The sequence below is a fragment of the Lysinibacillus sp. FSL M8-0355 genome (assembly GCF_038008985.1).
GTDB classification, from domain to species: Bacteria; Bacillota; Bacilli; order Bacillales_A; family Planococcaceae; genus Lysinibacillus; species Lysinibacillus fusiformis_D.
Genome location: NZ_JBBPAI010000001.1, coordinates 2,348,718 through 2,373,182, shown reverse-complemented (window position 1 = coordinate 2,373,182; position 24,465 = coordinate 2,348,718). Strand labels below are relative to the sequence as shown.

Genomic DNA, 24,465 nt, shown 5'->3' with positions numbered 1-24,465 from the left:
AAAGTTCACTCCTCGTTTGTTAGACGAAGTAGCATGTACTCGCCCTGTTCATTTTTTTCGATTTCATACAGTATGATGGAATGGGCAAGTGCCTCCTGCCCTGCAGCATTCGTCAAAACATATTCCGTTTTAGCACGTAGAATAAGATGCTGGCCTTCTATACGAATAGCTTGAATATCGGTATTAGAGAAATGGATCTTAGCTTGTTTGGAAGCATAATAAGCAACCATGCTATTCAAGGTCTCTTGTAAATCCTCTGTTCCGACAATTGGTTTCATGACACTCGCATCCTGAATGGCCACAGCCGCCTTTAAATGCTTATGGAACGTATCTAAAAACAGCTTGATTTCATCTGTATTATACGCAAACACATTCTCACCATATTGCTCGATTGCTTGCTGTACAGCTTCTTTGTCACCTTGTTCTATATAGGGATATAAATTTTTGGATTGGGACAATCGTACACTGGCTTTCATGCCATCCTCAATCCATTTATCCACGAATGATTGGATTTCCTTCATCGGCAATATGTATGGCTGGGACTCTCCTTGCTGTTGACGATTAAAATATAGTCCAACAATGGCTCCATTTTCAGCCTCCATCACAGGACTTCCTAAAGGCATAGCTTGTTTCACATCTATATAATAGGCCGCTACCTTATCTTGATACTTCTGAATTGTGTAGGGCAAGCCATTCACATAAACGGCTAGCTGATTCAGCTCACCTTCATACGTTTTTGGCACATGCACATTCGCTTTATACGTTACTTGCAGAAGTGCTAGATTATGAGCTGTTGACATGACATGTACGTTTGCTGCCATTAGCTTGTCCTGACCAAACTGAACAAGGGCCGTCGGTTTGGAAGCAACTAATGCACCATTTGTTAAAATATACAGCTGATCCTCCTGCTGCTTGATAATAATACCTGCTCCAACACCATACTCTCCGATGACTTTGACCTCTGGGACAATTTTTTCCTCTTGCTTGGTCACTGCCCCCTCTGTTTGAACCTCCGCATTTTTACTTTGAAACCAGCCTGTGCCTATTTGACTGTCACAGCCTGTAACGAGGAAAGCTGTCGCTCCTAACACGAGCATTTTTTTATACATACCTTCACCAAAACTTTCTATTCATCATTCTCTATTATCTATCATAATCAAGGATTTGTGATGTTTCAAGTTTACATAATATTATTATTTCTATAACAATGTTAGGGAAATGCGACAACACCGCTAAATATATTTCATTCTACCTATTATTATTTATGAAATACGAAATTTGTTATGAGGATTGGAGGATAACTGGACCTAAAAATAATTTTCACTAAAAAAGACATGCGCATTGCTTCACATGTCTTCTTCGATTATTTTTTTTCTTAACAGTCCTGTCGATACGATAATGCCCACCATCAACAGTAAAAAGATGATATAAGTCCATGTATGATTACCTGTGATATCATAGCAAACCCCGATCATAATGGGAATAATCGCACTCAGCATAAAGCCACCTGATAGCACCATGGATGACCAGCTATTAGCCTCCAGATCATTTTTGGCTTCATCCAGCGGTAACAATAAGCCAATTGGAAATAGACCACTTAGAACAATGCCGATTAATAAAACAGCAAGCCATAAATAGGCACCTGACGTAAGCCATAATAGCGTGAAACCAATTAATCCTACAAAGCCTAGTACCAATATCCATGCCATTCGACTTGACCATTTTTCCATGAGCATCGGCACTGCAATATTGCCGATCATTTGCACAATAGACATAAACGTCAGCATAGCACTTGCTGTCTCTAGTGATAAGCCTTTATCCTGCAACAGCGGTGTAAGCCACGCCATCATCGAAAAAAACAGCGAGGTTTGTAAGCCAAAGTACAGTAAGATCGCCCAAGCACGTCCAGATGTCCAAGGATTACGAGCATATTCAGTCGTCGTTATCTTTAGAACTTGTTCATTTTGCTGTGATGGTATGGCCCATAACCAAATAACTAGCGCCCCTAATGCAAGTAGAGCCCATATCCCCAGAGCGACGGTCCAGCTATTGCCGAAAATTTGATAAAATGTCACCGTTAAGGCCGCACTTAATGTAGCACCTACGCCAATGCCGAAGGAATAAATGCCAATCACAGTCGTAAAACGCTGTGGAAACTTTTTCTTAATAAAGGCATTTAAAATAGGACCAATCATCGCAATAGCTAAGCCTGCTGCAAAGCTTGTCACAATGAGCAAAGCGTAGCTTTCTTGTAAAAGGCGTAGTCCATTGGCAAGGACGAGAATAGCCACTAAAAATGTTATGGCGGATTTCGTGCCAACCTTTCGCTGAAGCGGTACAGCCAAAGGTGCAAATAAACCCATACAAAAAACGGGGATGGATGTCAGAAAACTCATACTTGTATTGGAGACATGTAAGGATGTCATCAGTACATTATAAAGTGGGCCAATCCCTGTTACTGCAGGTCTCATATTGAGTGCAACAAAAAATATACTGATGACCACTAGTATAAGTGAAAGGGTCCATTGTTTTTTTGCCATTTGTTCAATATCCTCTCTACTGCCACTCAACATTCATTGCTGAAAGAGTTTGTTTATTTATTCCTCTCTCCTTTTACCATGTTTTCGATAGACGGTCAATCTTGGGACAGTTTCTTGAAAATGGCTGTTTTTTATCTTGATTCAGTAGATGTCACATATTTTCAGGTAATTCAATGCCCAATAAGGCGAATGATTCTTTTAAGACAATCGCAACACATGAACAAAGTGCTAGACGTGACGCTTGATATTCATCATCCGCTAATATTTTCTGTTGGGCATAATATTTATTCAATAAACGGGCCAATTGTAAGGCATATTTCGCTATTTGGGACGGGTCAGCCTGATCAAAAGACGTAGCTACCACTTTCGGAAACTGCTCCAGTAATAAAACAATTGGCCAAGCCTGCTCTCCTAATGGCTGGAAGGTCATCACTTCAGCTGGGGCGTTTGCTTTTTCTAAAATGGAGCAAAGACGGGCATACGTATACTGTACATAAGGACCTGTTTCACCTTCAAAATTCATCATTTGCTCGATCGAAAATTCAATATCATTGAGGCGATGGTATTTCAAATCATTAAATATAACTGCGCCAACCCCAACTTGCTGGGCTACTCGCTCCTTGTTAGGAAGATGGGGATTTTTCTCTTCGATATTACGCTTCGCCGTCGCAATGGCCTCTGCTAGCACATCTGCTAATAACACCACTTTGCCTTTACGGGTCGACATTTTTTTGCCATCCTTGAGCATCATCCCAAATGGGACGTGCTGTAGATTTTTGGCCCAAGCATAGCCCATTTTTTCGATGACTTGAAAAAGTTGTTTAAAATGGAGGGATTGCTCATTGCCAACAACGTAGAAAATCTTTTCTGGCTGGTAATGCTGTTGGCGATACAGGGCAGCAGCTAAATCGCGTGTCGCATAAAGCGTGGCTCCATCTGTTTTCGTCATTAAGCATGGGGGCATTTCCTCCATCTCCACAACATACGCCCCATCTGATTCCACTAGGAGCCCTTTTTCTTGTAGTTCTGTCACAACAGGCATCATTTTGTCATTGTAAAAGGCTTCTCCTGTAAAAGCATCAAAGTGAATTCCTAGCAACTCGTATATTGATTGAAATTCTACTAATGATACATCTCGGAACCATTGCCATAATGCCAGTGCCTCTGCATCGCCATCCTCCAACGCTTTAAAGGCGGCACGTGCCTGTTCAATCAGTGCTGGGTCTTGCTCTGCCTCTTCATGAAACTGCACATAAATCTTTAATAGCTCCTCAATTGGTGACGCTGTAATGGCTTGCTTATCACCCCAATATTGATAAGCCACAATAAGCTTACCGAACTGTGTACCCCAGTCCCCTAAATGATTGATGCGAATCGCTTGATAACCATTTTTTTCTGCCATATTGGCTAAAGCATTCCCAATGACTGTTGAACGTAAATGCCCCATCGAGAATGGCTTCGCAATATTAGGAGATGAAAAATCTAGGACGACAGCTCCCATCCCCGTTTGATTAGTTCCATATGATTGTTTTGCTTGCATGATGTTGCTTAGCACTTGTTGCGTCACTTTTTGTTGATCTAGAAAAATATTGACATAGCCTCCAACAGCTTGCACACGCTGGATATTGTCATTGTTTAATTGACTTGCTATATCCGCTGCAATAGTTTGTGGTGACTTTTTCCATCTTTTTGCTAAGGTAAAACAAGGAAATGCCACGTCCCCTAGCTCCGAGCTTTTTGGTTTTTCTAATAATGACGCAATATCATCTGCTGTTAATTGATGATTTACTACTTCTGCCATACTTTCAGCGATTTTTTTATTCATCTTGATCCTCCTCCTGTCCAAATAAAAAAGCCCCCGTCTCTAAAATTAGAGACGAGAGCATCATAATCCCGTGGTACCACTCTAGTTGCCATTTAATATGACCACTTTCCATTGTTAACGAGGTGACGCCCCGCTATTCTCTACTACTTGTTCGAGAATCTTCTCCAAAGTGCGCTTCATTCATGGGTTCTGCATTAGGCTCACACCAACCCTAACTCGCTTGCCAGTTGTCCATCAATTACTCTCTTCTTCATCGAATTTTTCTATGATTTTGACATATATTACAGGACTTCCTTATTGGCGTCAACCATTTTTTAAATATAATGTTGGTACTTAGCAATTGACATATCGAGATAATTCGATATATTATTGCGATATGGAACCAATTGAAATTTTCAAAGCGTTATCAAACGAGACTAGGCTAAACATCTTACAGTGGCTGAAGGAACCTGAGGAACATTTCCCAAAAGTGAGTATCGAAGGAGGCGTATGTGTTGGTGATATTCAGGAGAAAGCTAAAACTTCTCAATCAACCGTTTCTCACTACTTAAATATGATGCAAAAGGCTGGACTTCTCGAATCTTTTCGTCATGGTCAATGGACATATTATAAATTAAAAGAAGAAACGATTCATCAAATTGCCTCGTTTCTTGTATCAGATACCCAAAATGATTAAAATTGGGTTTCTGTTTAAAATGCCATATCGATTATTCACGATAAATAGATACGTTACAGTTATTAGGTTTCGTATACATTTGCACAATACATCGAAATTTCTCGATATATTGATATAAAGGAGTGATGTTTTTTGATTATGAATAAAGAAAATGCATTTAGCAATAAACATAAAATTTTAGCCTTCACATTAACCTTATTAACGTTTGTCATGGGAACAAGTGAATTTGTTATTGTAGGATTATTAACGGAGGTCTCTACAGATTTAAGTATACCAATTGCCACAGCTGGTTCCTTGATTTCTGGATTTGCTATCGCCTATGCGATTGGTACACCCATCTTAACCGGTTTTGTTAGTAGATTTGCAAAATATCCACTCATGTTAGTATTGATTTCCCTCTTTATACTTGGAAATATTGTAAGTGCCCTCTCTAGTTCCTATGGTATTTTAATAACTTCCAGAGTTGTTACGGCTGTTGTCAGCGGCGTACTTACAGCATTAGCCATGTCCATAGCGAATGATAGTATGCCAAAAGAAAAAAGATCCTCTATCATTGCTTTCATATTTGTGGGCTTTACCATTGCCAACGTCATGGGTGTACCTCTAGGAACAATGGTTGGACAATGGAGTAATTGGCACATGACATTTTGGTTAACGGCAGCTTTAGGCGGGATTGCCTTTATCATCAGCATGTTTGTGCTACCTCGAAATATCAAAGCAACAAAAAGTTCACTATCAGAGCAATTAAGTTTATTTAAGCAACCTAAAATCATTCTAGCATTCTTCATTCCTGTTTTTACGATTGCTGGAACATACACAATCTATACTTTTATTACGCCCATTTTACAACAAAAACTTGGTATTGAAACGAAATACATAGGTATTGTTCTCTTAATCTATGGCTTCTTTTCAATCTTTAGTAATCTTTTAGCTGGCAAGATTGCTCAGCATAACGGTTTAGGTAGATTGCGCTATACGTTCATTATTCAGGCCATTATCTTATTTACTCTGTATTTTACGATGTCCTCTATGTGGTTAGGGCTACTGACTATTATGTTAATGGCTGTCATGCTATATGCTGTTAATGCAACTGTCCAACTCTACTTCATGGATTTAGCTGAAAGATATTCTCCCTCTGCAAAAGACTTTGCATCCTCATTAACCCCTGTTGCTGTTAATGTGGGGATTGCATTAGGTTCTGCAATAGGAGGATTTGTCGTAGCTTCTGGCAGTCTAGACAAACTTTCGTGGGCTGGTGGAATCTTAGCGCTCATAGCCTCAGTGTTAACATTCATGAGCTATAGATTAAATCAAAAGGATCAAATTTAATACTTCCGTTTAACACTATATGTAAAGGTTGCTTGAAACAAAAGGAGATCTCTGACTGAGTGAGGCTGCCCATAGTGGAAATCAACGGCTTTATATTATTGTAAAATAAAAAAACTGTAGGCAAACGCTCAAATTTTTCGAGCTTGTCTACAGTCTGAAACATTCCTCAAGAAGAGGAATGCTTCTTTTCTACATAATGAATGACATCAGCCATGATGGCGTACATCTCTTTTAATTTTAATTTCTTATTGTCTGAAATTTTCTTTGCTACTTTTTCAGTGACAATTCCTTTTTCCTTTAATGTATCCCAGCTAGTCGCATTGGATTCACCAATGAGGACGTCAGCCAAATATTGAGCCATCTCATCACGTTCAATGGCTTCTTCGCCATTATTATAAACTTTATTGATGACAATTTCGAGCTGATCACTCATACCTGCTGCACTTTCTCCACCAGCTCGTAGCATACTCTCTTTTAACATTTTAGCAAACTTTATTTTTGTCGCCTGGCTGTCCACTTTTAAATCATTATCATAACCACCCACCACTAGGCCATAGTTAATGAGTGTTTGAATAGCTTCATCATACCATTTCCCTTGATATGGGTACTCCATAGAAAATGAATCAACATATGCTCCCTGTTTGTCGAGCTGTTTTCTTAACGTAGCAATTAACTGTTTATCCTTGCTCATATCTCTAAAGGTTACATCCTCTTTCATGACTAGTGCAGCCGCAGTCCCGGCCGCTTCACCTGTCACCATCCCTGTCGGAACAATGCGCGCACTACCTGCCGCCAGTGATGAATACCCTGCAGAGCGTCCAACCACCAATAAGCCATCAATGTCCTTCGGTACTAATGAACGGAAAGGAATAGCATACTGCTTTGGCGCTGCAATGACATACCCATAATCATGCGGCGTTTGTGCTTGCACATCGACTGGATAAGAAGCAATCCCAATGCTATCCCATTGGTCACTATTTTTCCACAGGTCAGCCATCGTTAATTGATATTCCGCCCAAATATGTCTCGTTTCTCTTACATAAAGTTCCTCTGGATAGCTAATAATTTCAGCCTTTTCAAACCCTGGAAAATTCGCTTGTAAATATTCTAGAATGTGTAACGTTTCTTTCTTTCCTGCGACAATAGCAGCTTGTTTCGAATTGTCATTTAAGCCATCAATACCAAAAATCTGTAATGCATTAATAAAATATTCATCATCTACACGAGCTAAGTTTAACCCTCTTAATCGTGTACCCTCTTGCAAAGGCTTGTATTCATCATGGAGCTTTGTAAAGCCCCACATCACGGTATGATTCAAATTAGCACCGCCAAACACATCGGATTTAGCCGCTTTTTTTACTTCATCCCAATCGACATTTTTCAAATGCAACATTAATGTCACAGCCATGCGTTTATCTTTTATGCCAATATCTTCTCCTCCCACAAAGAAAGGAACGTTGGACATGGCCGCAAAATCAGCATCCTGCGTGGCATCTATAAATGATTTCCCTGTCACTACATATGTACCGTACTCATTTTTTAATTCCACTGACGTTAATTGTTGTTGATGAACATTCGCTTTCACGACCTCGGTTTGCACCGACAAGGTTAAATTAGGTTCTTCATCGATCAGTTTTTTAAAGGCAGCCTTAGCACCAACAATGCCAAACGCATCTTTCCCTGTCACCAGCTCATGCCATTCCTTAAAAATACCTTCACTAATTGAGTTGTTACGACCATCACGCGGAATATCAAGGAAATTCAACATACCGTATGTAAATAATCCACCTAACTCTTGTCGTTTTTCTACCAATAAAGTTTTAGCACCATTTCGTGCCGCAGCCACTGCCGCAGCTACTCCCTCAGGTTCACCACCAATGACAATGACATCATACTCTGTCTCTATATTTTTGATTGGCTCTGGCTTTTTATACTCATCCACTAATTTATTGTATGCCATAGAGTTCGTCATTTCTTTTATAAAATAGTAGCTTCCAAACCCAAGTAAAACTACTATTACACAAGTGGCTGTCCATAATAAGCCCTTACCCATAAAGTACCTCCGATAACTAATATTTCCACAAACATGTTTATTTTATCATCATTTCCGCCTCTTGGAAGAGCTGAATGTCCTATTTTCTGTGCATCCATATGAAAGCATGTCTGTAAAGCTAACTAAAACGCCTCATCTACGGAATTCTTTGGTTTGAAAGGATTCACCTAAACTCATGAATGTAATCATTTTTTGAGGATTGGATGTTTTTTGTCCATCTGTTAGACAATGCTAGTTGCGAAAACTAGGATGATTGAAAGGAACGATCGGCTAGCAATCAAATCGGGGATGACGTGCCTACACACCAGTGATGATCAGGACGTTGTTTCCTTGAATGTAAACAATCAGCATTATTTTAGTTGATAGCTTTGTGAAGAAGCAAACAATATCCATGTGGTAAATGATGTCATTTTTCTATTCTTTTGCAAAAACAGTTAATCACACTACAATGTAGACGTCTCATCCTAAAAGAAAGTTACAGCAAGAAAAATTTTAAAAATGTATCTTTATTCAGTTTTTGTTTAACAAAAACTATTGAAAGAACGCCAAACCTTGATTTAATAATGTTTATAGACTATGGAACATATTTCATGCTATACTAGAGCCATTGTGAAAAAAGGAGGAACTTGCATGATTCAAGTTAGTAATGTAGGTCTTCGCTATGGCGATCGTAAACTATTTGAAGACGTAAATATAAAATTCCAAAACCTTTATTTACTTAAACCATTTTACGAAGAAATGTAGATGAATCGTGGTTTAAAGCTATATTTAAAACGTTTTAGGTACATGAAAAAGTAAGAATAAAATTCTATTACCTTCTTTAACTAAAACTATACACTACTCACCTATTTTTCATCAAGTGCTTAATCGAAAAGGAAGACAATTAAAAAAGCCACCTATCAAAAGGTGACCTAATTATTTATTCAACGATCCACTTTGCTTTAGATTCCTTCAAAACCCCGTCATCCATCATATGGTATGTTATTTCTTCGATTTTCACATCTCTATCAATGATATATTCATAATACCCATCCTTACTTTCACCTTCGTAAATATATCTGCTTGAACCAAAATGTATAATAATACTGTTGTTATTTATTTCTTTTTGATATTTAGATTCATTAATTTTAAATTGTAATCCACCCATACTATCTAAAGTTTCTTTTGATTTATTTTTAACTGAGAAATATACATTGTAGCCTTTATAATATTTTTCTTGGACATACTCAACTTTTTTAATTGTAACTTCTATTTGATTATCTGAATAAGTTTCACCTAACTTTAAAGTAGGGATTTCTACTTTTTCTTTTTCCGTTTTTTCATTATTTGAATCTCCAGTAATTGTTACCGTTTGAGTGTTTTGATTCCATTGAACATTTGCCCCTAATGACTCACTAATAAATCTAAGTGGAACAAGTGTTTTTCCACTCTTAACTTGTGCTGGAACTGATAAATTTATAGCATTATCATTTACTTTAGCATTTTTCGAACCTATTTTTAGCCATACCTTTGTATTACCTTTTGAAGCGACAATTGTTTGAGTAGATTGATTCCACTGGACATTAGCACCAAGTGACTCAAAAATACCTCTTAAAGGAACTAATGTACTACCGTTTTCTATTACTGCTTGATTACTAAACGATTGTTTCTCACCGTTTATGTAAATTGATATTCCTTCTGATGCATTAGCGTTATTAATACCTAATCCTAATAACAAACAAAACAACAATGGAATTATAAATCTTAACTTTTTCAATTAATTCTCCCCCTCATACATTATTAGTACAATTATACCAGTTAAATACATTAAAGGAGAGAATAATTTTTATGATCATGTAACAATTGATTTATCTAAGAAGGAAACAAAAAGAAGCTATCTATTAAGAATAACCTCTTTTCAATGTCATTTAATGTGTTTTAATAACAATCTAGCAAACAAATCTAAATTAGGCTCTCCAATATATAAATATGTGCGTCCATCTTTCTCGTATCTTTGTACTTTTGAATTAGGTGGCGCTAATTTTAAACTCCATTCAATAAATTCTTCTTCAGTAACTACCTTACCCATTAAATATCATCCTTCCCTAAACTACATAAATGAACCTTATAGGTTTTTATTATCTCTTTTAGATTTATAATAATGAAGGAACATATTAACCATTAAATCTTCTAAATTCTTTCTATTTTTCTCTACTTCTTTTAATTCTTCTTCTGTCGTAGCCACATTGTAAACAATTTCACCAAGACTTACTCCATTTCTAACTTTAATGTCTCCAACCTGATTTATCTTTTTACCCACCACTGGGCTTTTGACTAACCTAATGAAACTTTTAACGATACGACCTGTTTCATTTTTTATCTCTTTCGCTAAGATATTAGCAATCATATCTATATTGGATGATTTATCATATTGCTTAGGTGACTTATATTCAGTAGTCTTGACTTCGCCTTTTTCTTCGTACGTATAATCACATTTCCAATACACCTTATCCTCCATAATAATCATCCTTTTTATTTTTTAAAGTACCCTCTCTTTTTCATTTCTTCGTAAAGGAACTTAGCTAGTATATCTAAATTGGGCTCTCCTGATGTATAGTAGATTGTTCCCTGTTCAGTTAATTTTGCTCTAAGTACTTGTCCACTTTCTTCTGCTCTTTTTAGTGCTGATTCGTAAAACTCTTTTTCAGTACCAGTTAACTCTACTTCAACATCTGTATTATGAATCTTTATTTTCCTGCTCACACATCCATCCTTCCAACTAGTGATAATATTGAATTAATTAAACTGAAACATACCCACGTTTGTGGGCTATGTATTATATTTCATATACTCTATTTTCACGTTTTAACTTATCGATAATACTTAAGATTCTACTTCCAAAACGTGCATTTATAGTACTTCCATTGTTGTCGTATGTCTCTGCAATACTGATAATACGCATGTTTTCTTTCATATTCCAAGTCTCATTACAAACTGTTACCTCATCACCAAGATCATAATCTTGTTCAAACTTAAACATTTTGCAATCACGTATTTCAGCATCTACCGTTTTAATATTGCTATATTCTTTTAGTAAAGCGTCCGATCTTTCGGGTACATCTATATACTCGTTATCTTCTTGTGAAGCAACTTGTAATGTGATCTCTTTTCGGTCAAATCCACTTACTCTACTAGATTCATATAATTTACGACCTACTCCTGAATTATCTGATAAAGTATAAGCAAATGTTCGTTCATCATTATTATCTTGTATGTATTCCATTCTGAAAATATTCTCGAATTTTTTAGAAAATATTACAGGACTATTACCTTCTTCATTGTCTATGGTTAGATTTCTACCTTTGTAGACATCATAAATTAATTCACCGCTATCAATAGCTGCTTTAATTTGCCAACCATATTGATAGATTTCTGAGATTATTTTTATCTCATCGAGTAACCTTCCTTGCTTCGATACCCAGCGAATAACGCTACCTGTTTTATTATCCTTAGAAGCTTTTAATATTGGGAATTTACGAGAAGTATCAAACGGATTAATGCAGTGATTATTCACGTAATAATATAGTACGCTTTCCACATTACCTGTATAAGTAATTGAGGATTCATTTTCACGAGGAATAATCTCTCTCCAATTTAAAATGATGCCCAATGTTTTACCTTTGACTATAATCAAACTTGTTCCATCTTCATTATCTTGCATCGTTATGTTCCCAATAACCCCTATTTTACGTTCATCTGATCCAACCATAATAAAAGCACCCATACCAAGCAAATGAGCTTGATTGGATGCTAAATTTAAAGTTAAAATAAACTCCCCTACGTCATTATATTTACGTTCAAAAAATAGGGATTCGTATTCATCTATTACAGTTAATCGACTTAAATCATGATTTAAAACGTTAATTTTTACTTTCATATTACACCTCGTCAGGCTTTAAAGCATATTGAATATTATTAATGTCAACTGAATCAACTAAATTATCTCTAACTACTTCAATTTTTGTATGTAGCACATCCCCCAGAACGTTATCCATTTCATACATTTCCTCAACTAATCCGTCCTTAAATACCGATTTAACAAAACTCATTGGTAACATTGCTTTTTCTTCTTTGTAAAAGGATAGGTTCGCATAGGGAACTGTTTTAAATTTTGGTATATCAACAAATGATGATATATCAACATCGGATAATAATGGTTGATCTAATGTTACTACTTCTCCTAATGCATCTATTACTTTGTATTTTTTACCTTTAACATGAATGGTTGAATTAGCATTAAGTGCTGCATCTGATAGTTTTTTATGTACCTTAAAGGCTTTCAAATGTTCTAAGCTCTCGTTATCCTCAACAATGATACGTAATATATTATCTCCTTCTTTTAAAATGGCAGGATTTAAATAATAAATGCATTCAGCATCATTAATACTCATCTCACTCATGTCTACATCGTTTAAAATAAATTTAGCTCTATACATCGATGGACTAAATGACAACTTTAAATGAAAATCATCTAACATAGTGACAGTTAAAGGTAGTATTTCACCTTCAAAAAACTCAACTTTACTGTGTACTCTAATTGGGCTTAGTTTGACAGTAGATGAATCAGACATAGTAAATTTTAAAGATAACTCAAAAACACCAGAAGCAACTATATTGGGCAATTTTATATCTGAAGTGTGCGTGTAGTTTACCAATTTAACTCACCTCACATCTCATCTTTAAATTTAAAGTTTTGTGCAATTGATTTCAATAAAATCTGATCATGTGCCGATTTACGTTTAATATCAATTTTCGTTTTACTATATACTCCGTCACCTTCAAATGACCATTTTTCTCTAACAATTCCATCTGATTCAATGGATAATTCATTAAATGTCATGTCTCGATAAGTCGGAATTGAATGATAATTCTCTGTAAAATGGACTTTAGGTTGATAATTAAAAGTTAACAACTCAACGCTGCGACCATTCTCGATACGATACTTTAAATTACGGTCAACGATTAATGATGATGTGCCGTCATTGTTATCAGTTACACCGATTACATCAAATGTTTCATTTTTACCATTGATTTTATCCCCTACTTTTACTAAGTCGCCTTTAAAATCCAATTTGAAAGTTTGATTACCTTCTAAATTAGCATCGTCTTTTGTTATAAATATCAATTCATTTTGGGTTGATTTAATAGCACCATAAGGAATAGTTGTAATTAAAGTGTTGCTTAAATTAGCTGTAAAAGTATCTAATAATGTCCCATTGAAATATGCTTCAACGCATAATGGTATACCCTTCATGTCATGCACTTTGAAATGTACGTCTAATACATCAACCTTTTTCACTTCGATCAATGGAGGAACATCTGCAACAATTGTGTAATACCCTTCGTCGTCTGGATTAAGAGTAATTAATGTTTCACCATCGATATTGCACATCGGACGTAAACAATAGTTATTAAATGGCTGTGCTGCAACTACTAATTTATCGTTACTTAAATAAAATTGAGTAGTTGAATCCAATTTAGAGGATCGAGTCATGTATGAGTAATTTAATGAGTCATGAGTATGATCAGAATGAACAGTATTATATTTCGAATTAACAAAATACTCTTTAAGCATAGCTGATTTGCGATTCTCTTCTGTTTCAAAATAAGGAATTGCCGCACCTTCAGAAATGCTTTTTCCATCTACTGTATTATAAGTATTACCCCCATACCCCAATTCAGTGACAGAAGGGAGAAAGAATTTATCATTTAATAAATCGTATCGCTCTAATTCATTGATAGTTGGGGAGTAATCATATGTCTCATTTATCCCTACTTTGACTTTCGTGGGTAGAATCGAATTCAATTCATGCTCACGAAACATTGTTGCAAAGCCCCTCAAATTGTCGTAAGGCTCATGCCTCCATTCATTTTTAATAAATTCCTTTGAAGGTGGAGTGTCTCTATCGTTATAATGATTTGCTCCTGCAATATTTTGAGGTTCAAACCAATGTCCATCTCCCAAATCAGAATTTAACCATTGACGAATATTAGATAAGCGATAACGGTTATTCCCCGCCTTTGCTCGTTGCTCATTTGCGTTATCTGGCTCTTTAGCATCGTATGACATCGTATATATTATTTTATCAGCAATAACAGTAACTGCATTTAAGGGATAGTTGTTATCTAATTCATAATGGTTCGTTGATACGACTCGCCATGACATAGGATAGTCATTTTTATGGGATTGAAATTTACCCATTTTAATCTTAGAGCCTATTGGTAAATCTTTAATACATTGTACATTCAAACTAAATCACCTCCGTTAACGTAACCTTAATATTTTTAACTTTAATTTGATTTGAGCCACCATAAGCAGTTTCAACCACTTCTAATAACTGTCCGATTGGTCGTGTATGGAAGTGTTCAATTTTACTAGCTACGAATCCTACTGGATGCGTTTTCCATGTTACGTGACCATTTAAAGAAGATGGATTTAAATTAATACTCATGTTATCCGTATCAACAACAGCAGTAGTATTAGTTACATCAATCTTCTTGTTATCGGCTAAATTATCATAAAAGAACCCTCGCTCCCCTGCACCTACTTTCCCTTCAAGATTTCGTTGCATGATTAATTCAGTATAATTTCGTTTTAGTAATTCAAAGTCTTTACGCAAATCTGGCACATCTAATCCTTGCTCAACGTTTTGAATCCAATCATTATATTGCATGTTTAACTGATCTTTAAAAATAGCAAAGTCCTCAATCATCTTATCCATTGGAATGCTAAAACGAGAGTGAGACAATCCACATACAGAATCATCTAAACGTTCATCAATGATATTCAGTGTGTTGTTTGTATTTACGACAATTTGACATAACGACAATTCGTAAACACCGTCTGAACGTGTAATAGTTGGTGGAGCAGGATTAACAGAAGGTAATCCCTCAACAATAAATGCATTAATTGATTTCACTTCTGGTCTTTCATCACATCGAATTACTAAGCGATCAATACGTGAAAATGAATTTTCCAATGGCTTAATATTGAAGAATAAATTGTCAGTATTTTTATACATATGACCTTCAATCATTGCTATTCCTTTTGATAATACAACCTTTAAATTATCTTCAACATCTTGCTCAATATAAAGCATTGGATTGTTATTTGTATGTACTAAACCTGTTGATAGGAAAGTAGAAAAAACCTCACTAAAATCTTCAGCCGAATACTTACGTACATGGTATTCAGATGAATCAAAGAAACTTGATATTTCAGCCATAATAAACCTCCTTATAATTAAGTAAACATATATGTATACATTTTACTAATACTTATAAATAATACTCATACTCCTAAATAATTTGTTTCCCACTTCAATTTAACTAACCCTTTTTTAGAATCGGTTTCACCTATAAATTGAATCACGTTGTTTCCCTTTTCAAGATGTATATAAGTAGAACAGTCAAAGGTTAATAATCCATAACCCTGTTTTTGTTCACCTTTTGTATTAGTAATACTTACTTCTTTTTGTCCGGTTGTTGAATTAATAATTAATTTTTCATTACTATTCAACTTTTTCCTAAATTCGATCCATTCACCATTTGTTTTATTAATAAACTTCACATTTTTAATTCCACCTTCAAATTCTAAAATTAAAGGTGTACGCTCATTACCTTTATTAAAAAATGTTTGAGTATCAGTATGTAATCCCATTTGTGTAGGTGTGGATTGAGGAAATGTAAATAGTGATTGATAAGGAGTAGTAAATGTATGTTCATAAAACTCTATATCATGCCAAAATGGATTATTAGCAACTAAATTAATGATAAAATTAACAGAGTTACCTATGTACCCACTGAAAATAGGCATTTCTTCAGCAATAGCATAGACAAATTTAATACCTGCACCTGCATCATATCTAAGCTTTCCATCTTTCAAAGAAGGATTAAAGACCTCACATAATTGTTCTTTAAGTAAAGCCAATTCACTTCTATTTGATGCAATAAGAGAGCCATGAAGCGTTAAATATCGAGGATTTAAAGTGGACAATGTACGCTGCGAACCATGTGTAGAAGGGATGTTAGAAGTACGATGATTAGCAGCTACGCTACCAGTTCCATCAATTTTACTCAAGATAAATGAAGAATTAATATCAAAATCAATCATTTCATTTAATTCATTCATGAAAGTTACAATTTGCAATATATCACCCCTCCTTAGTAAGCAAAGCCCATTTGCTCTAATGATTTCTTTGTTCTACGTTCTACTTCGACTTCATTCAAATCACCATTGACGTAGAAATTTTGTTCTATGTGAATGTCTCTTTTACCTTTTTGACCTATTACATCATTTACGGCTGTTTTAACATATCCCACTAATGTGTCAATCGGTGCAACTGCTTCTGCCCCTGCTTCCCCTACCCCTTGTAGACCTTGATTGGCTGTATTAAAAATGGTAGGACTTTTGAAGATTGCACCCTTAGCATTCCATTTGATAGAAGGTACATCAATATCTTTACCGAAAATAGTCTTAGTCGTAGTAGTTAGTTCAATTTTAGGTAATTTAGGAAGTTTGATTTCTGGAAGCTTCAATTCTAAGTTTGTAAAAAAGCCTTTGATTTTATCGATTCCGTCACCAACCCATTTAACCGCACCATCAATACTATCGGTAATAGAGTCAGACATATCGCCCCACCACTTATCAATGTCCTTCCACATGGCTTCCCATTCAGATGACACGTTATTTTTGTAAACCTGCCACTTACTGAGAACTTCACCTGTTTCCCAATCGACATTTTGAACATGTTCTTCAGCTTGCGATTTCGCTTCACCAACTACTTTTTCATGTATTTCTTCTGCATTTCTTATCGATTCGTCACGTTTGTGTTTGGCATCATCTATGACTTTTTGAGCTTCTTCAGCCGACATTGTACCTGTTTCGTCACGTTGTCTAATAGCCCATTCAACAGTTTTGTCATACTGTTCGTTAGCTTCTTTTACAACATCATCTTTTTGTTTTAACGAGTTTTGAACAACTTCTGCTGCTTGTTCTGCTGTAATTTTAGACGCTTCATTTTTAAGATTTTCAAGAATTACTTTTTGCTCTGCTTCACTTTCAGTCATATGCTTAATAGCATTATTTTTCATTGTATCTTGAATTGAATTTATTTCTTTTTGTTCATTCTCTGTAATTGCTCTATTCTCTGCTGCTGCATTAGCAAATATCTCTTTAATTCTATCCGTTCCTGCTTTAGTCGCCTTTTCACGTTCAGCATTATGAGTTTGAACACGTTGTAAAATAGCAGTTTCTTCGGCTTGACTTAAAGATGACGTATTAGCAAAGTGTTGAGTCATTGTTTCTAATTCTTTTGCATGATCAGCTTTCATTTCATTTAAAACTTGATCGCCCATCTGACTATAGATTTCAGTCATCTTAGTAGCCATTTCTTGAGTTACTGCTTGTCCAGACCAAGATAACTGATTTAATGAAGTCGTTGCCTCATCCGATAAATCCATAAAGCTACCTAATGCTTTTGCAGTTGATTCAGACACTTTATCTTTCCATGATTCCACTTCAATTGAAGACTCACTAAGATCTTTAGCAACCAACCCTACAGCCGTCCCTATACCTACTATTGCGGCAATAGTTATTCCTACTGGACCTGTCAAAACAGCCAATGCTCCTGCAAAAATCCCTGCTCCTGCACCTGCTCCTGCGAATAACGGAATGATTGAACCGATTGCTCCAATTACAGGTGATAATACAAGTAATAATCCGCCTATCGCACCTACAACTGCCCCTACAGCAACTACCGTCTTAGTTGTTTCTGGTGACATTCCAGACATAAAGCCAGTCAGTTTTTCAATTCCAGATGAAATATAGGGTAATATCTCCATACCTAATTTCATCATTTCAGTAGCTAATGGAACCAAAGAATCCTTCATTGTATTCCATTGTGCCGCCATTTGTTGAGCAGGTGATTGACTAAATGTATCATTTAACGCTTGTGCTTTACCTGTCGTATCCCCTATTGAGTTACTTGCGCCACCCATAGCTTCGATTACCTTCATACCAACATCTTCAGCCTGTGTACCGTACAATGCAACCATCAAAGCGTTACGTTCTGTCTCATCTTTTGTACTTGCTAAAGCCATGTTTACTTGCTCATATGCCTTACTAGCAGATTCACCACCTGCGTTAATTTGAGACATTATAGTATCAGCACTTAATCCTAATGCTTTAATTGCTTCTTGTTCGCCTTTACCCATATCAGATAATCGTAGGAAACTTTCCTTAATTGAGTCGCCCACTTTATCTAATTGGAATGCGCCATTTTCATAGCCAGTTTGAAGCATGGACATCATCTGATCAACATTCATACCGAACTCATTCGCATATACCGAGTATTCGGATAAGCTATCTAGAAATTCACCAGAATAGTTTAGATTGTTCTGGAATCCCCATGTGATTTTATCCATTGCTTCTTCAGATGAAATACCAAATTGTTTCATTAGCATGTCAGCCGAACGTGAAATAGCCCCAACATCCTCATCGAACGTTTGAGAAATAGACATAGCTTGTTGTGTAATTTTAGATAAGTCAGCATCATTTAGTTCTGACATGTGTTGCTTAACCGCTAATACCGCATCAGACGCTTCTTCCATTGATCCGGTGAAACCTGCTTTCCATACGGCTCTAGCTTGGTCTGCTACTGCTTTTGTTTCTTCTGCTGTTGATCCTAACGTAGCTTGGATTTTACGGTTAGCATTATCTGCATCAGTAGCAATAGTCATCATGGCACCACCAATTGCACCAACACCTAAAGCTACACCTGCTCCGATTTTAGCCATGTTAGCACCGACATCTTTAAATTTATTTCCTGCATGTTGCGCTTGGTTCTGTAATTCATTTAAAGAGTTTCTTGCTTCCTCATCTCGTAACACTACAGACATAACTAGACTCATTAAATTCAATTAAACTTTCACCTCAATCTGGTGTACCTTTCCAATACTCATATTCAAAATATTTTTAGCATCTTGTAATATCTCTTCTTCAGATTTATTGCTTTCAATAATGTTACTCATTGAATTGCTATTTGAATTTGACTTATCGGAAGGTTTATTAAATATATTTCGCTTATATTGGTTAAAAGGAACAAAGCTTTCTCTAGTCATATGTGGAACTAAATTAGTCCATAAATGATAAAGCCTGTCATCTTCTTTTTCTTCGATTGCCTTATTGTAGTAGATAAAAACCTCACGAAAACGACCTTTAATAATCCTATCAGCATTGCTACCATAATTTTTATATAGCACATGCTTGACATCGTATTTATCAGGAATTTCTATTCGATTGGTTCTTGAGTAAAAACCTCTGATAAGGCTTCAGTAAAATTAATATCCTTAAGTAATTCAGTAAATAAATCCATAAGGAATTTAATTCCCTTCTTTTTAGTGTCCTCAACTGTTGAACCAGTAAGGGAAGCAATTAATGTATATACTTCTGTGCGAACTTTAGGTAATTTACGTAAAGCTTGATTAACCATATAATTCTGAATTGCTTTATTATCCATCCCTTTAAATGCATTTGTATCAAAAGTAATATCTAGCTTGTCGTAGATTTCTAGTAAGTCAAAGAAATCATCTAATTCCCATCCACGTACAGTTACTTTATTTTCAGCCATAATAATTCCTCTTTTCATATTTTTTAATTTTATTCTATATAAAAAGCCTAGAGGATATCTAGGCTAGGTGATCAAGGTGATTCTGTTTCAGGTGGAGTTGTTACTACCTTTTCTTTCGGATAGTAGATTTTATATGGTTGAGTACCATTTAGAATCTGTTGCTCTGAATAGTGACCAGTAAAGTTTAGTGCTAATACTACTTCACCTTTATCAGTTGTTTTGATAGAAACTGGATCTAATTGAAGAACGTTTTCAATTACAATGATAACAGGTTTATTTCCACCAGTAGTTCCTAATCGACCTACGAAAGCAATGTTATCTAGATATTCTTCTAATTTGATTGAGTCACTACCTGTTAGAATGTCATAAGCTTCATCTGAAGTTGTATCTAAATTACTTCCTGCAATTGCCATAGCTAAATTACGAGCTGTGATTTCAAGTAAATTTACTTTCAGTTTTGGATTTGCTGATTCGAGTACATTTAATCCCTTTGCTCGACCTTTTACACCATCAACTCCAATTTGGCGAATTTCTGTTTCAATAGAAAATTCATTACCGCCCTGCGTGGCACCTAACTCTGTACCTGTAAATTCACCGTTTTCTAATTTTGTATTCAAATAAATAGCCCCTGCATCCAACATGATGCGATCTACAATTTTATTTGAATAATTACGTGTATTTAATGTCATTTATGTATTCCTCCAATTTGTTAATAGCGATTGTACGCTTTAACATAAAATTTTAATTTCCTATGTTGCGTTGTCTTATCTTCGTCTGGAACTCGAATACGATTAATTTGATTAATCACATAACCATGCTCGGAATCAGAGTCACGTAGATACTTTAGACAGCTTTCAGCTTTATCTGCTAAATCTTCTGTCTCCATAAAGACATCATTTTTAGAGGTTGCTTTATGCCATACATCTACATCTAGAAACAACTCATCTTTGAGACAATCTAATTCATTTTGAGTTGTAAAATCGACAATGATATATGGAAACTTGGCTGTTGATGATGCTTGAACAGTGTAAACAGGCGCAATGTTTGATAACTTATTCATGATGAAATCGTATTTAGATGTCATACTCCCCATTTAATCATCCACCTCCAAAAATACCTTCTGCAATTTGTTTAAATTTACGAGTGTTTTCTTGTAAGGAAGGCGCTAAAAATGGTTGTGCTTCAGTTTTAGATGTTCCAAATTCAACATACGGAGCATGTTCACCTAATTCTTTATTACATCCTATATCCACTTTGTCCTCTGAAAGTTTCACATCATATTGAATCGATCTGCGTAAGTCACCTGTATCGACTGCTGCACGTACTTTAGCTTCAGATTGACCGAGTTGCCCCCATGCCTCAAGCACAATTGCTTTTTTAGCATCTAGTTCATCAAGAATAGCATCTAAATTGCTTTCTACTGTAACTGTGATACTCATAAAACATCACCCATATCAAGGTTTAATGTGTAAGTTAAAATATCCTGTGCTGTAGTAAAGTTCGCAACAGTATCTAAGCTTTCTTTGATACGTGCTGACGTATCATGGCTATTAGGATTAACTAACTCAACCGATGCAATATTAGTAGGGAGAGTCAATTCACTCCCATATACTTGAATACGCAATTGCATCTTAGGATTAGTCTGTACATTGATATATCCTAAAATGGGATTACCACTTAAATCCGTCCCAATAACAACTTGTGTTCGTGTTGTTGTGTGAGTCCATCTAATTCGAGTCCCACTAGGGATGGGCTTAACGAATACTTCTTCTCCCAAATTATTAAGTAACCGTACTTGATTCCAATTATCCACTATGTATTGACGAAGATCGATGTATGCCAATTCTTGTACTTCTGACATTCTTTCACCTTCTATTCTTCTATTTCTTGATCTGGTAGAAATTTCAATTCAACCTCAAGGTGATGGTTTCGATTCATGGGATTATCAACAAATGTAACTTCATATACTCGTTTTGTATTACCGTTACAAGTCACGTAATCGCCTATTTGAATGTCATCTACACCACAGATTAAAATGTGTGTAGATTCTTCAACCATCTTCATTGCCTTTAAATTAACACCACCAGAAAGCAAATCAATTACTCCACTCACATTACAATGTTTATTGTAATCATAATGAGTTCTACCCTTAATTAATGTTTCTTTAGCTCGATAAATTTCAAATGAATCGTTCATAATGAATCACCTCAACGAAATAAATCTAATTGGTTTACTGGAATTATTTCCATGACCATCTACAATGTAAGGCTCAAGTAACGACAATAAATATGCAGGGATTTCGTCTGAAAATGAACTTGATTCCCTTGATAAGCTGTAGCTTGTTAAACCTGCCTTAGTCATAAAATATTCAATAATTTTAGAGATGATGAAAGCTAATCCATCATCTAAATTTGATAAATCTAACTGTAATCCTGTTTTATTTTCTACGAATTTGACAGTTGAAGGGATAAGCATATTGATTTGTTCATCTTTCTCGCTACCTTTAATATTTAAAAAGGATTTAACTGTTAAAGAGGAAAAATATGATTCAGTCATCATTTATCACTCTCTTCAGTTTTCTTAACTTGTTTTTGTGCTTCTGGATTCTTCTTAGGAACAGTTTTAGGTTTCTTAGAATCCTGTTCTGTTACTTTTTCAACATTCTTTTTACGATGTCTATTCAATAACATAATTACACCTCCGTTTTAAAAATAAAAAGAAGGGATATTTCTACCCCTTCAATTTAATTATTATGTATACATAAATGTTTAAGTTTTACTAATAAGTATTATTTAGTTGTAATTAATTTTACTGCTTTTGATTCATTTTTAAGAGCAGCTACGTAATGTTGATTAGCTACTAACACATCTAATCCTGCTAGAACATCACGATCCTTCTCCACATTTGCATCACGTTTAAGGTAGATACCTAATGCACCTTCTTTAATAATGAAGTTAGTGTACGTATTGCCAACAGAATCGAATGGAACTTTACTAGAAGCTACAACTTGTGCTCCTGCAATTTCACCAATAACACCAGTCATAAATGCCTTTTCGACACCTTTGATGTATTCTGGGCTTTTACGGATTGTCGCTTTTTGATTCGGGTGAATAAATAACACTTTTACCTCATCATCTTCTTCTGCGAATTTATCAATAGCATCAACAATTGCATCGTAAGAAATTGCTGTACCTGCTGTATGCACTAATGTCGCTCCTTCAAGAGCCTTCACACAATCAGAGTCCACCTTATCTGCTAATGATTTTTCTAATTGTGAGTATGTTTCATCAACAGGATTCCCATGTGCTGATAACATTGCTTCATCTGTTAATTCCACAGCCTTTACTGCCTTTTTAACTCGTACTTCTTTTGAAGCAGTAGTTAATTGTGTAGGTGTAACTGCTACTCCCTCTGCCACATCTTCAGCCTCACCGATATAAACGAAAGAAGGGATTGTAATGGCATCCCCTGCTTGTCCGACTAAAGTTTGATCAATTTCCGCAAAAGGTGCGAACTTCAGTTTAGATGGTAATTGAGCTGAAAGCATGTCAGCCATCACCTGTGGATTGATTTGATTTGCTAATTTTGTTTGTGTCATATTCAATATGCACTCCATTTCTTTTTTTGTTTTTAGTATTTTTATCTTTAATGTCTTAAAATCCAAAACAAGACAAAATAAAAAGAACAGGTTCACGACCTATTCTTAAATTCGGTTAGTTATTTACGTAACTCATTGTATAAAGTTGGGTTCGTATCAAATAATTCTGTTCGTTCCTTTAAGCTAAGAGCATTGAACTCTGCTTTTGACATACTACCTACTTTATCTGTACCTTGCTTATGTTCTGTACCTTTTTCACGGTACAATTCACTCGCTTTAACTGTTACTGCATTATCAATGATTTGCTTTAATACAGATACCTTCTTAACAATATCTTCCTCATCGTTACCGATAATAAGTTCTGCTGCTTCAAGTGCGATTGATTGTTTAGCTAACTCTGATTGAACAAAGAAGCCTAACTTTTCTTGTTTTAATGCTTCGTTTTCCAATTTAATTTGCTCAATCTCATGTGCCTTTAATTCTTCTTCAGACATTTTATCGACTTTAAACTTTTCTAATTCTTTGTCTTTATCTTTCAACTTCTTACTGTATTCAGTACGAATTTTATCTGTCTCGGATTGTATTAGTTTTTGCACATCTTCCATTGTGAGTGTTTTAGTTTCTTCCTGTTGCTCACTTTCTGTACCCGTTTCAGTAGTTTGTGTTTCTTCTGCGAAATATTGTAAGTCTAATTTTAATAAATCTTTATATGGTTTAATCACAATAATTATATCTCCTTTTTATGTACACATATATGTAAACGATTTAGGAATAC

Annotated in this window: 27 protein-coding genes and 1 other annotated feature; of the genes, 2 read left to right on the top strand and 25 right to left on the bottom strand. The window is 35.5% G+C overall.

Going from position 1 to position 24,465, the window contains the following annotated elements; genetic code table 11:
* Window positions 1–5: 5 nt before the first annotated feature.
* The 3 genes from MKY46_RS11665 to argS all read right to left on the bottom strand — a co-directional run bounded on the left by MKY46_RS11665 (window position 6) and on the right by argS (window position 4,365).
* Window positions 6–1,109 carry a hypothetical protein gene (locus MKY46_RS11665; protein WP_036125975.1) on the bottom strand — a complete coding sequence of 368 codons (1,104 nt, stop codon included), beginning with the start codon at window positions 1,107–1,109 and terminating at the stop codon, window positions 6–8.
* Between the two features lie 237 nt (window positions 1,110–1,346).
* Window positions 1,347–2,540 (bottom strand): MFS transporter, encoded by a 1,194-nt coding sequence (locus MKY46_RS11660; protein WP_340834317.1) that lies wholly within the window; start codon window positions 2,538–2,540, stop codon window positions 1,347–1,349.
* A gap of 151 nt (window positions 2,541–2,691) precedes the next feature.
* Complete coding sequence (gene argS, locus MKY46_RS11655) at window positions 2,692–4,365, bottom strand: arginine--tRNA ligase (protein ID WP_089933581.1); 1,674 nt, start codon at window positions 4,363–4,365, stop codon at window positions 2,692–2,694.
* Between the two features lie 44 nt (window positions 4,366–4,409).
* Window positions 4,410–4,628, bottom strand: a binding site (T-box leader).
* A gap of 113 nt (window positions 4,629–4,741) precedes the next feature.
* Between argS and MKY46_RS11650 the strand changes: the two genes are divergently transcribed.
* Both MKY46_RS11650 and MKY46_RS11645 read left to right on the top strand, forming a co-directional pair.
* Entirely contained in the window at window positions 4,742–5,041 is a 300-nt protein-coding gene (locus MKY46_RS11650; protein WP_036125983.1) for an ArsR/SmtB family transcription factor, read from the top strand.
* 138 nt (window positions 5,042–5,179) lie between these two features.
* Window positions 5,180–6,370: an MFS transporter gene (locus tag MKY46_RS11645; RefSeq protein ID WP_036126019.1), complete on the top strand. Its 1,191-nt coding sequence runs from the start codon at window positions 5,180–5,182 to the stop codon at window positions 6,368–6,370.
* A gap of 166 nt (window positions 6,371–6,536) precedes the next feature.
* Here the strand turns inward: MKY46_RS11645 and MKY46_RS11640 are convergent, their stop codons facing one another.
* From MKY46_RS11640 to MKY46_RS11535, 22 genes are all read right to left on the bottom strand, one after another.
* Window positions 6,537–8,423, bottom strand: a complete 1,887-nt coding sequence (locus MKY46_RS11640; RefSeq protein WP_036125984.1) for an FAD-dependent oxidoreductase — start codon at window positions 8,421–8,423, stop codon at window positions 6,537–6,539.
* 919 nt (window positions 8,424–9,342) lie between these two features.
* Window positions 9,343–10,179 carry a copper amine oxidase N-terminal domain-containing protein gene (locus MKY46_RS11635; RefSeq protein WP_340834315.1) on the bottom strand — a complete coding sequence of 279 codons (837 nt, stop codon included), beginning with the start codon at window positions 10,177–10,179 and terminating at the stop codon, window positions 9,343–9,345.
* A gap of 147 nt (window positions 10,180–10,326) precedes the next feature.
* Window positions 10,327–10,491 (bottom strand): hypothetical protein, encoded by a 165-nt coding sequence (locus MKY46_RS11630; RefSeq protein WP_340834312.1) that lies wholly within the window; start codon window positions 10,489–10,491, stop codon window positions 10,327–10,329.
* Between the two features lie 36 nt (window positions 10,492–10,527).
* Window positions 10,528–10,920, bottom strand: a complete 393-nt coding sequence (locus tag MKY46_RS11625; RefSeq protein ID WP_340834310.1) for a hypothetical protein — start codon at window positions 10,918–10,920, stop codon at window positions 10,528–10,530.
* Between the two features lie 14 nt (window positions 10,921–10,934).
* The gene (locus MKY46_RS11620; RefSeq protein WP_340834307.1) at window positions 10,935–11,165 is read right to left on the bottom strand and encodes a hypothetical protein; all 231 of its coding nucleotides are present in this window, start codon (window positions 11,163–11,165) and stop codon (window positions 10,935–10,937) included.
* A 73-nt stretch (window positions 11,166–11,238) separates the two neighbouring features.
* Window positions 11,239–12,339, bottom strand: a complete 1,101-nt coding sequence (locus tag MKY46_RS11615) for a siphovirus ReqiPepy6 Gp37-like family protein (RefSeq protein ID WP_340834305.1) — start codon at window positions 12,337–12,339, stop codon at window positions 11,239–11,241.
* A 1-nt stretch (window position 12,340) separates the two neighbouring features.
* Window positions 12,341–13,117, bottom strand: coding sequence for a hypothetical protein (locus MKY46_RS11610; RefSeq protein ID WP_340834304.1), 777 nt, complete (start codon window positions 13,115–13,117; stop codon window positions 12,341–12,343).
* Between the two features lie 11 nt (window positions 13,118–13,128).
* Complete coding sequence (locus MKY46_RS11605; protein WP_340834303.1) at window positions 13,129–14,712, bottom strand: DUF6273 domain-containing protein; 1,584 nt, start codon at window positions 14,710–14,712, stop codon at window positions 13,129–13,131.
* 1 nt (window position 14,713) lies between these two features.
* Entirely contained in the window at window positions 14,714–15,688 is a 975-nt protein-coding gene (locus tag MKY46_RS11600) for a hypothetical protein (protein WP_340834301.1), read from the bottom strand.
* A 65-nt stretch (window positions 15,689–15,753) separates the two neighbouring features.
* A complete protein-coding gene (locus MKY46_RS11595; protein ID WP_340834299.1) occupies window positions 15,754–16,611 on the bottom strand; it encodes a phage tail domain-containing protein in 858 nt (285 codons plus the stop codon).
* 14 nt (window positions 16,612–16,625) lie between these two features.
* Window positions 16,626–19,373, bottom strand: coding sequence for a phage tail tape measure protein (locus tag MKY46_RS11590; protein WP_340835661.1), 2,748 nt, complete (start codon window positions 19,371–19,373; stop codon window positions 16,626–16,628).
* A gap of 9 nt (window positions 19,374–19,382) precedes the next feature.
* Window positions 19,383–19,724: a hypothetical protein gene (locus tag MKY46_RS11585; RefSeq protein WP_340834298.1), complete on the bottom strand. Its 342-nt coding sequence runs from the start codon at window positions 19,722–19,724 to the stop codon at window positions 19,383–19,385.
* Between the two features lie 29 nt (window positions 19,725–19,753).
* A complete protein-coding gene (locus MKY46_RS11580) occupies window positions 19,754–20,092 on the bottom strand; it encodes a hypothetical protein (protein WP_340834296.1) in 339 nt (112 codons plus the stop codon).
* A gap of 71 nt (window positions 20,093–20,163) precedes the next feature.
* A complete protein-coding gene (locus MKY46_RS11575; protein ID WP_340834294.1) occupies window positions 20,164–20,781 on the bottom strand; it encodes a hypothetical protein in 618 nt (205 codons plus the stop codon).
* A gap of 20 nt (window positions 20,782–20,801) precedes the next feature.
* Window positions 20,802–21,185 (bottom strand): hypothetical protein, encoded by a 384-nt coding sequence (locus MKY46_RS11570; protein WP_340834293.1) that lies wholly within the window; start codon window positions 21,183–21,185, stop codon window positions 20,802–20,804.
* A gap of 4 nt (window positions 21,186–21,189) precedes the next feature.
* Complete coding sequence (locus MKY46_RS11565; protein WP_340834291.1) at window positions 21,190–21,531, bottom strand: HK97-gp10 family putative phage morphogenesis protein; 342 nt, start codon at window positions 21,529–21,531, stop codon at window positions 21,190–21,192.
* Window positions 21,528–21,953 carry a hypothetical protein gene (locus tag MKY46_RS11560; RefSeq protein WP_340834289.1) on the bottom strand — a complete coding sequence of 142 codons (426 nt, stop codon included), beginning with the start codon at window positions 21,951–21,953 and terminating at the stop codon, window positions 21,528–21,530. The genes MKY46_RS11565 and MKY46_RS11560 overlap by 4 nt, the downstream gene beginning before the upstream one ends.
* An 11-nt stretch (window positions 21,954–21,964) precedes the next feature.
* The gene (locus tag MKY46_RS11555) at window positions 21,965–22,288 is read right to left on the bottom strand and encodes a hypothetical protein (protein WP_340834288.1); all 324 of its coding nucleotides are present in this window, start codon (window positions 22,286–22,288) and stop codon (window positions 21,965–21,967) included.
* Between the two features lie 6 nt (window positions 22,289–22,294).
* Window positions 22,295–22,651, bottom strand: a complete 357-nt coding sequence (locus MKY46_RS11550; RefSeq protein ID WP_340834285.1) for a phage head-tail connector protein — start codon at window positions 22,649–22,651, stop codon at window positions 22,295–22,297.
* Window positions 22,648–22,782: a hypothetical protein gene (locus MKY46_RS11545; protein WP_340834284.1), complete on the bottom strand. Its 135-nt coding sequence runs from the start codon at window positions 22,780–22,782 to the stop codon at window positions 22,648–22,650. Before MKY46_RS11545 ends, MKY46_RS11550 begins: the two co-directional genes overlap by 4 nt.
* Before the next feature lie 98 nt (window positions 22,783–22,880).
* The gene (locus MKY46_RS11540) at window positions 22,881–23,690 is read right to left on the bottom strand and encodes a N4-gp56 family major capsid protein (protein WP_340834283.1); all 810 of its coding nucleotides are present in this window, start codon (window positions 23,688–23,690) and stop codon (window positions 22,881–22,883) included.
* A 119-nt stretch (window positions 23,691–23,809) separates the two neighbouring features.
* Window positions 23,810–24,412, bottom strand: a complete 603-nt coding sequence (locus MKY46_RS11535; RefSeq protein ID WP_340834282.1) for a capsid assembly scaffolding protein Gp46 family protein — start codon at window positions 24,410–24,412, stop codon at window positions 23,810–23,812.
* Window positions 24,413–24,465 lie beyond the last annotated feature (53 nt).

Excerpts from the sequence above, each read along its gene's own strand:
- MKY46_RS11575 (WP_340834294.1), bottom strand. The coding sequence starts at position 20,781 with ATGACATTAAATACACGTAATTATTCAAATAAAATTGTAGATCGCATC.
- MKY46_RS11570 (WP_340834293.1), bottom strand. The coding sequence starts at position 21,185 with ATGGGGAGTATGACATCTAAATACGATTTCATCATGAATAAGTTATCA.
- MKY46_RS11665 (WP_036125975.1), bottom strand. The coding sequence starts at position 1,109 with ATGTATAAAAAAATGCTCGTGTTAGGAGCGACAGCTTTCCTCGTTACA.
- MKY46_RS11660 (WP_340834317.1), bottom strand. The coding sequence starts at position 2,540 with ATGGCAAAAAAACAATGGACCCTTTCACTTATACTAGTGGTCATCAGT.
- MKY46_RS11590 (WP_340835661.1), bottom strand. The coding sequence starts at position 19,373 with ATGAGTCTAGTTATGTCTGTAGTGTTACGAGATGAGGAAGCAAGAAAC.
- MKY46_RS11600 (WP_340834301.1), bottom strand. The coding sequence starts at position 15,688 with ATGGCTGAAATATCAAGTTTCTTTGATTCATCTGAATACCATGTACGT.
- argS (WP_089933581.1), bottom strand. The coding sequence starts at position 4,365 with ATGAATAAAAAAATCGCTGAAAGTATGGCAGAAGTAGTAAATCATCAA.
- MKY46_RS11580 (WP_340834296.1), bottom strand. The coding sequence starts at position 20,092 with ATGGCTGAAAATAAAGTAACTGTACGTGGATGGGAATTAGATGATTTC.
- MKY46_RS11555 (WP_340834288.1), bottom strand. The coding sequence starts at position 22,288 with ATGAACGATTCATTTGAAATTTATCGAGCTAAAGAAACATTAATTAAG.
- MKY46_RS11565 (WP_340834291.1), bottom strand. The coding sequence starts at position 21,531 with ATGAGTATCACAGTTACAGTAGAAAGCAATTTAGATGCTATTCTTGAT.
- MKY46_RS11645 (WP_036126019.1), top strand. The coding sequence starts at position 5,180 with ATGAATAAAGAAAATGCATTTAGCAATAAACATAAAATTTTAGCCTTC.
- MKY46_RS11625 (WP_340834310.1), bottom strand. The coding sequence starts at position 10,920 with ATGGAGGATAAGGTGTATTGGAAATGTGATTATACGTACGAAGAAAAA.
- MKY46_RS11615 (WP_340834305.1), bottom strand. The coding sequence starts at position 12,339 with ATGAAAGTAAAAATTAACGTTTTAAATCATGATTTAAGTCGATTAACT.
- MKY46_RS11540 (WP_340834283.1), bottom strand. The coding sequence starts at position 23,690 with ATGACACAAACAAAATTAGCAAATCAAATCAATCCACAGGTGATGGCT.
- MKY46_RS11640 (WP_036125984.1), bottom strand. The coding sequence starts at position 8,423 with ATGGGTAAGGGCTTATTATGGACAGCCACTTGTGTAATAGTAGTTTTA.
- MKY46_RS11560 (WP_340834289.1), bottom strand. The coding sequence starts at position 21,953 with ATGTCAGAAGTACAAGAATTGGCATACATCGATCTTCGTCAATACATA.
- MKY46_RS11650 (WP_036125983.1), top strand. The coding sequence starts at position 4,742 with ATGGAACCAATTGAAATTTTCAAAGCGTTATCAAACGAGACTAGGCTA.
- MKY46_RS11545 (WP_340834284.1), bottom strand. The coding sequence starts at position 22,782 with ATGTTATTGAATAGACATCGTAAAAAGAATGTTGAAAAAGTAACAGAA.
- MKY46_RS11630 (WP_340834312.1), bottom strand. The coding sequence starts at position 10,491 with ATGGGTAAGGTAGTTACTGAAGAAGAATTTATTGAATGGAGTTTAAAA.
- MKY46_RS11550 (WP_340834285.1), bottom strand. The coding sequence starts at position 22,651 with ATGATGACTGAATCATATTTTTCCTCTTTAACAGTTAAATCCTTTTTA.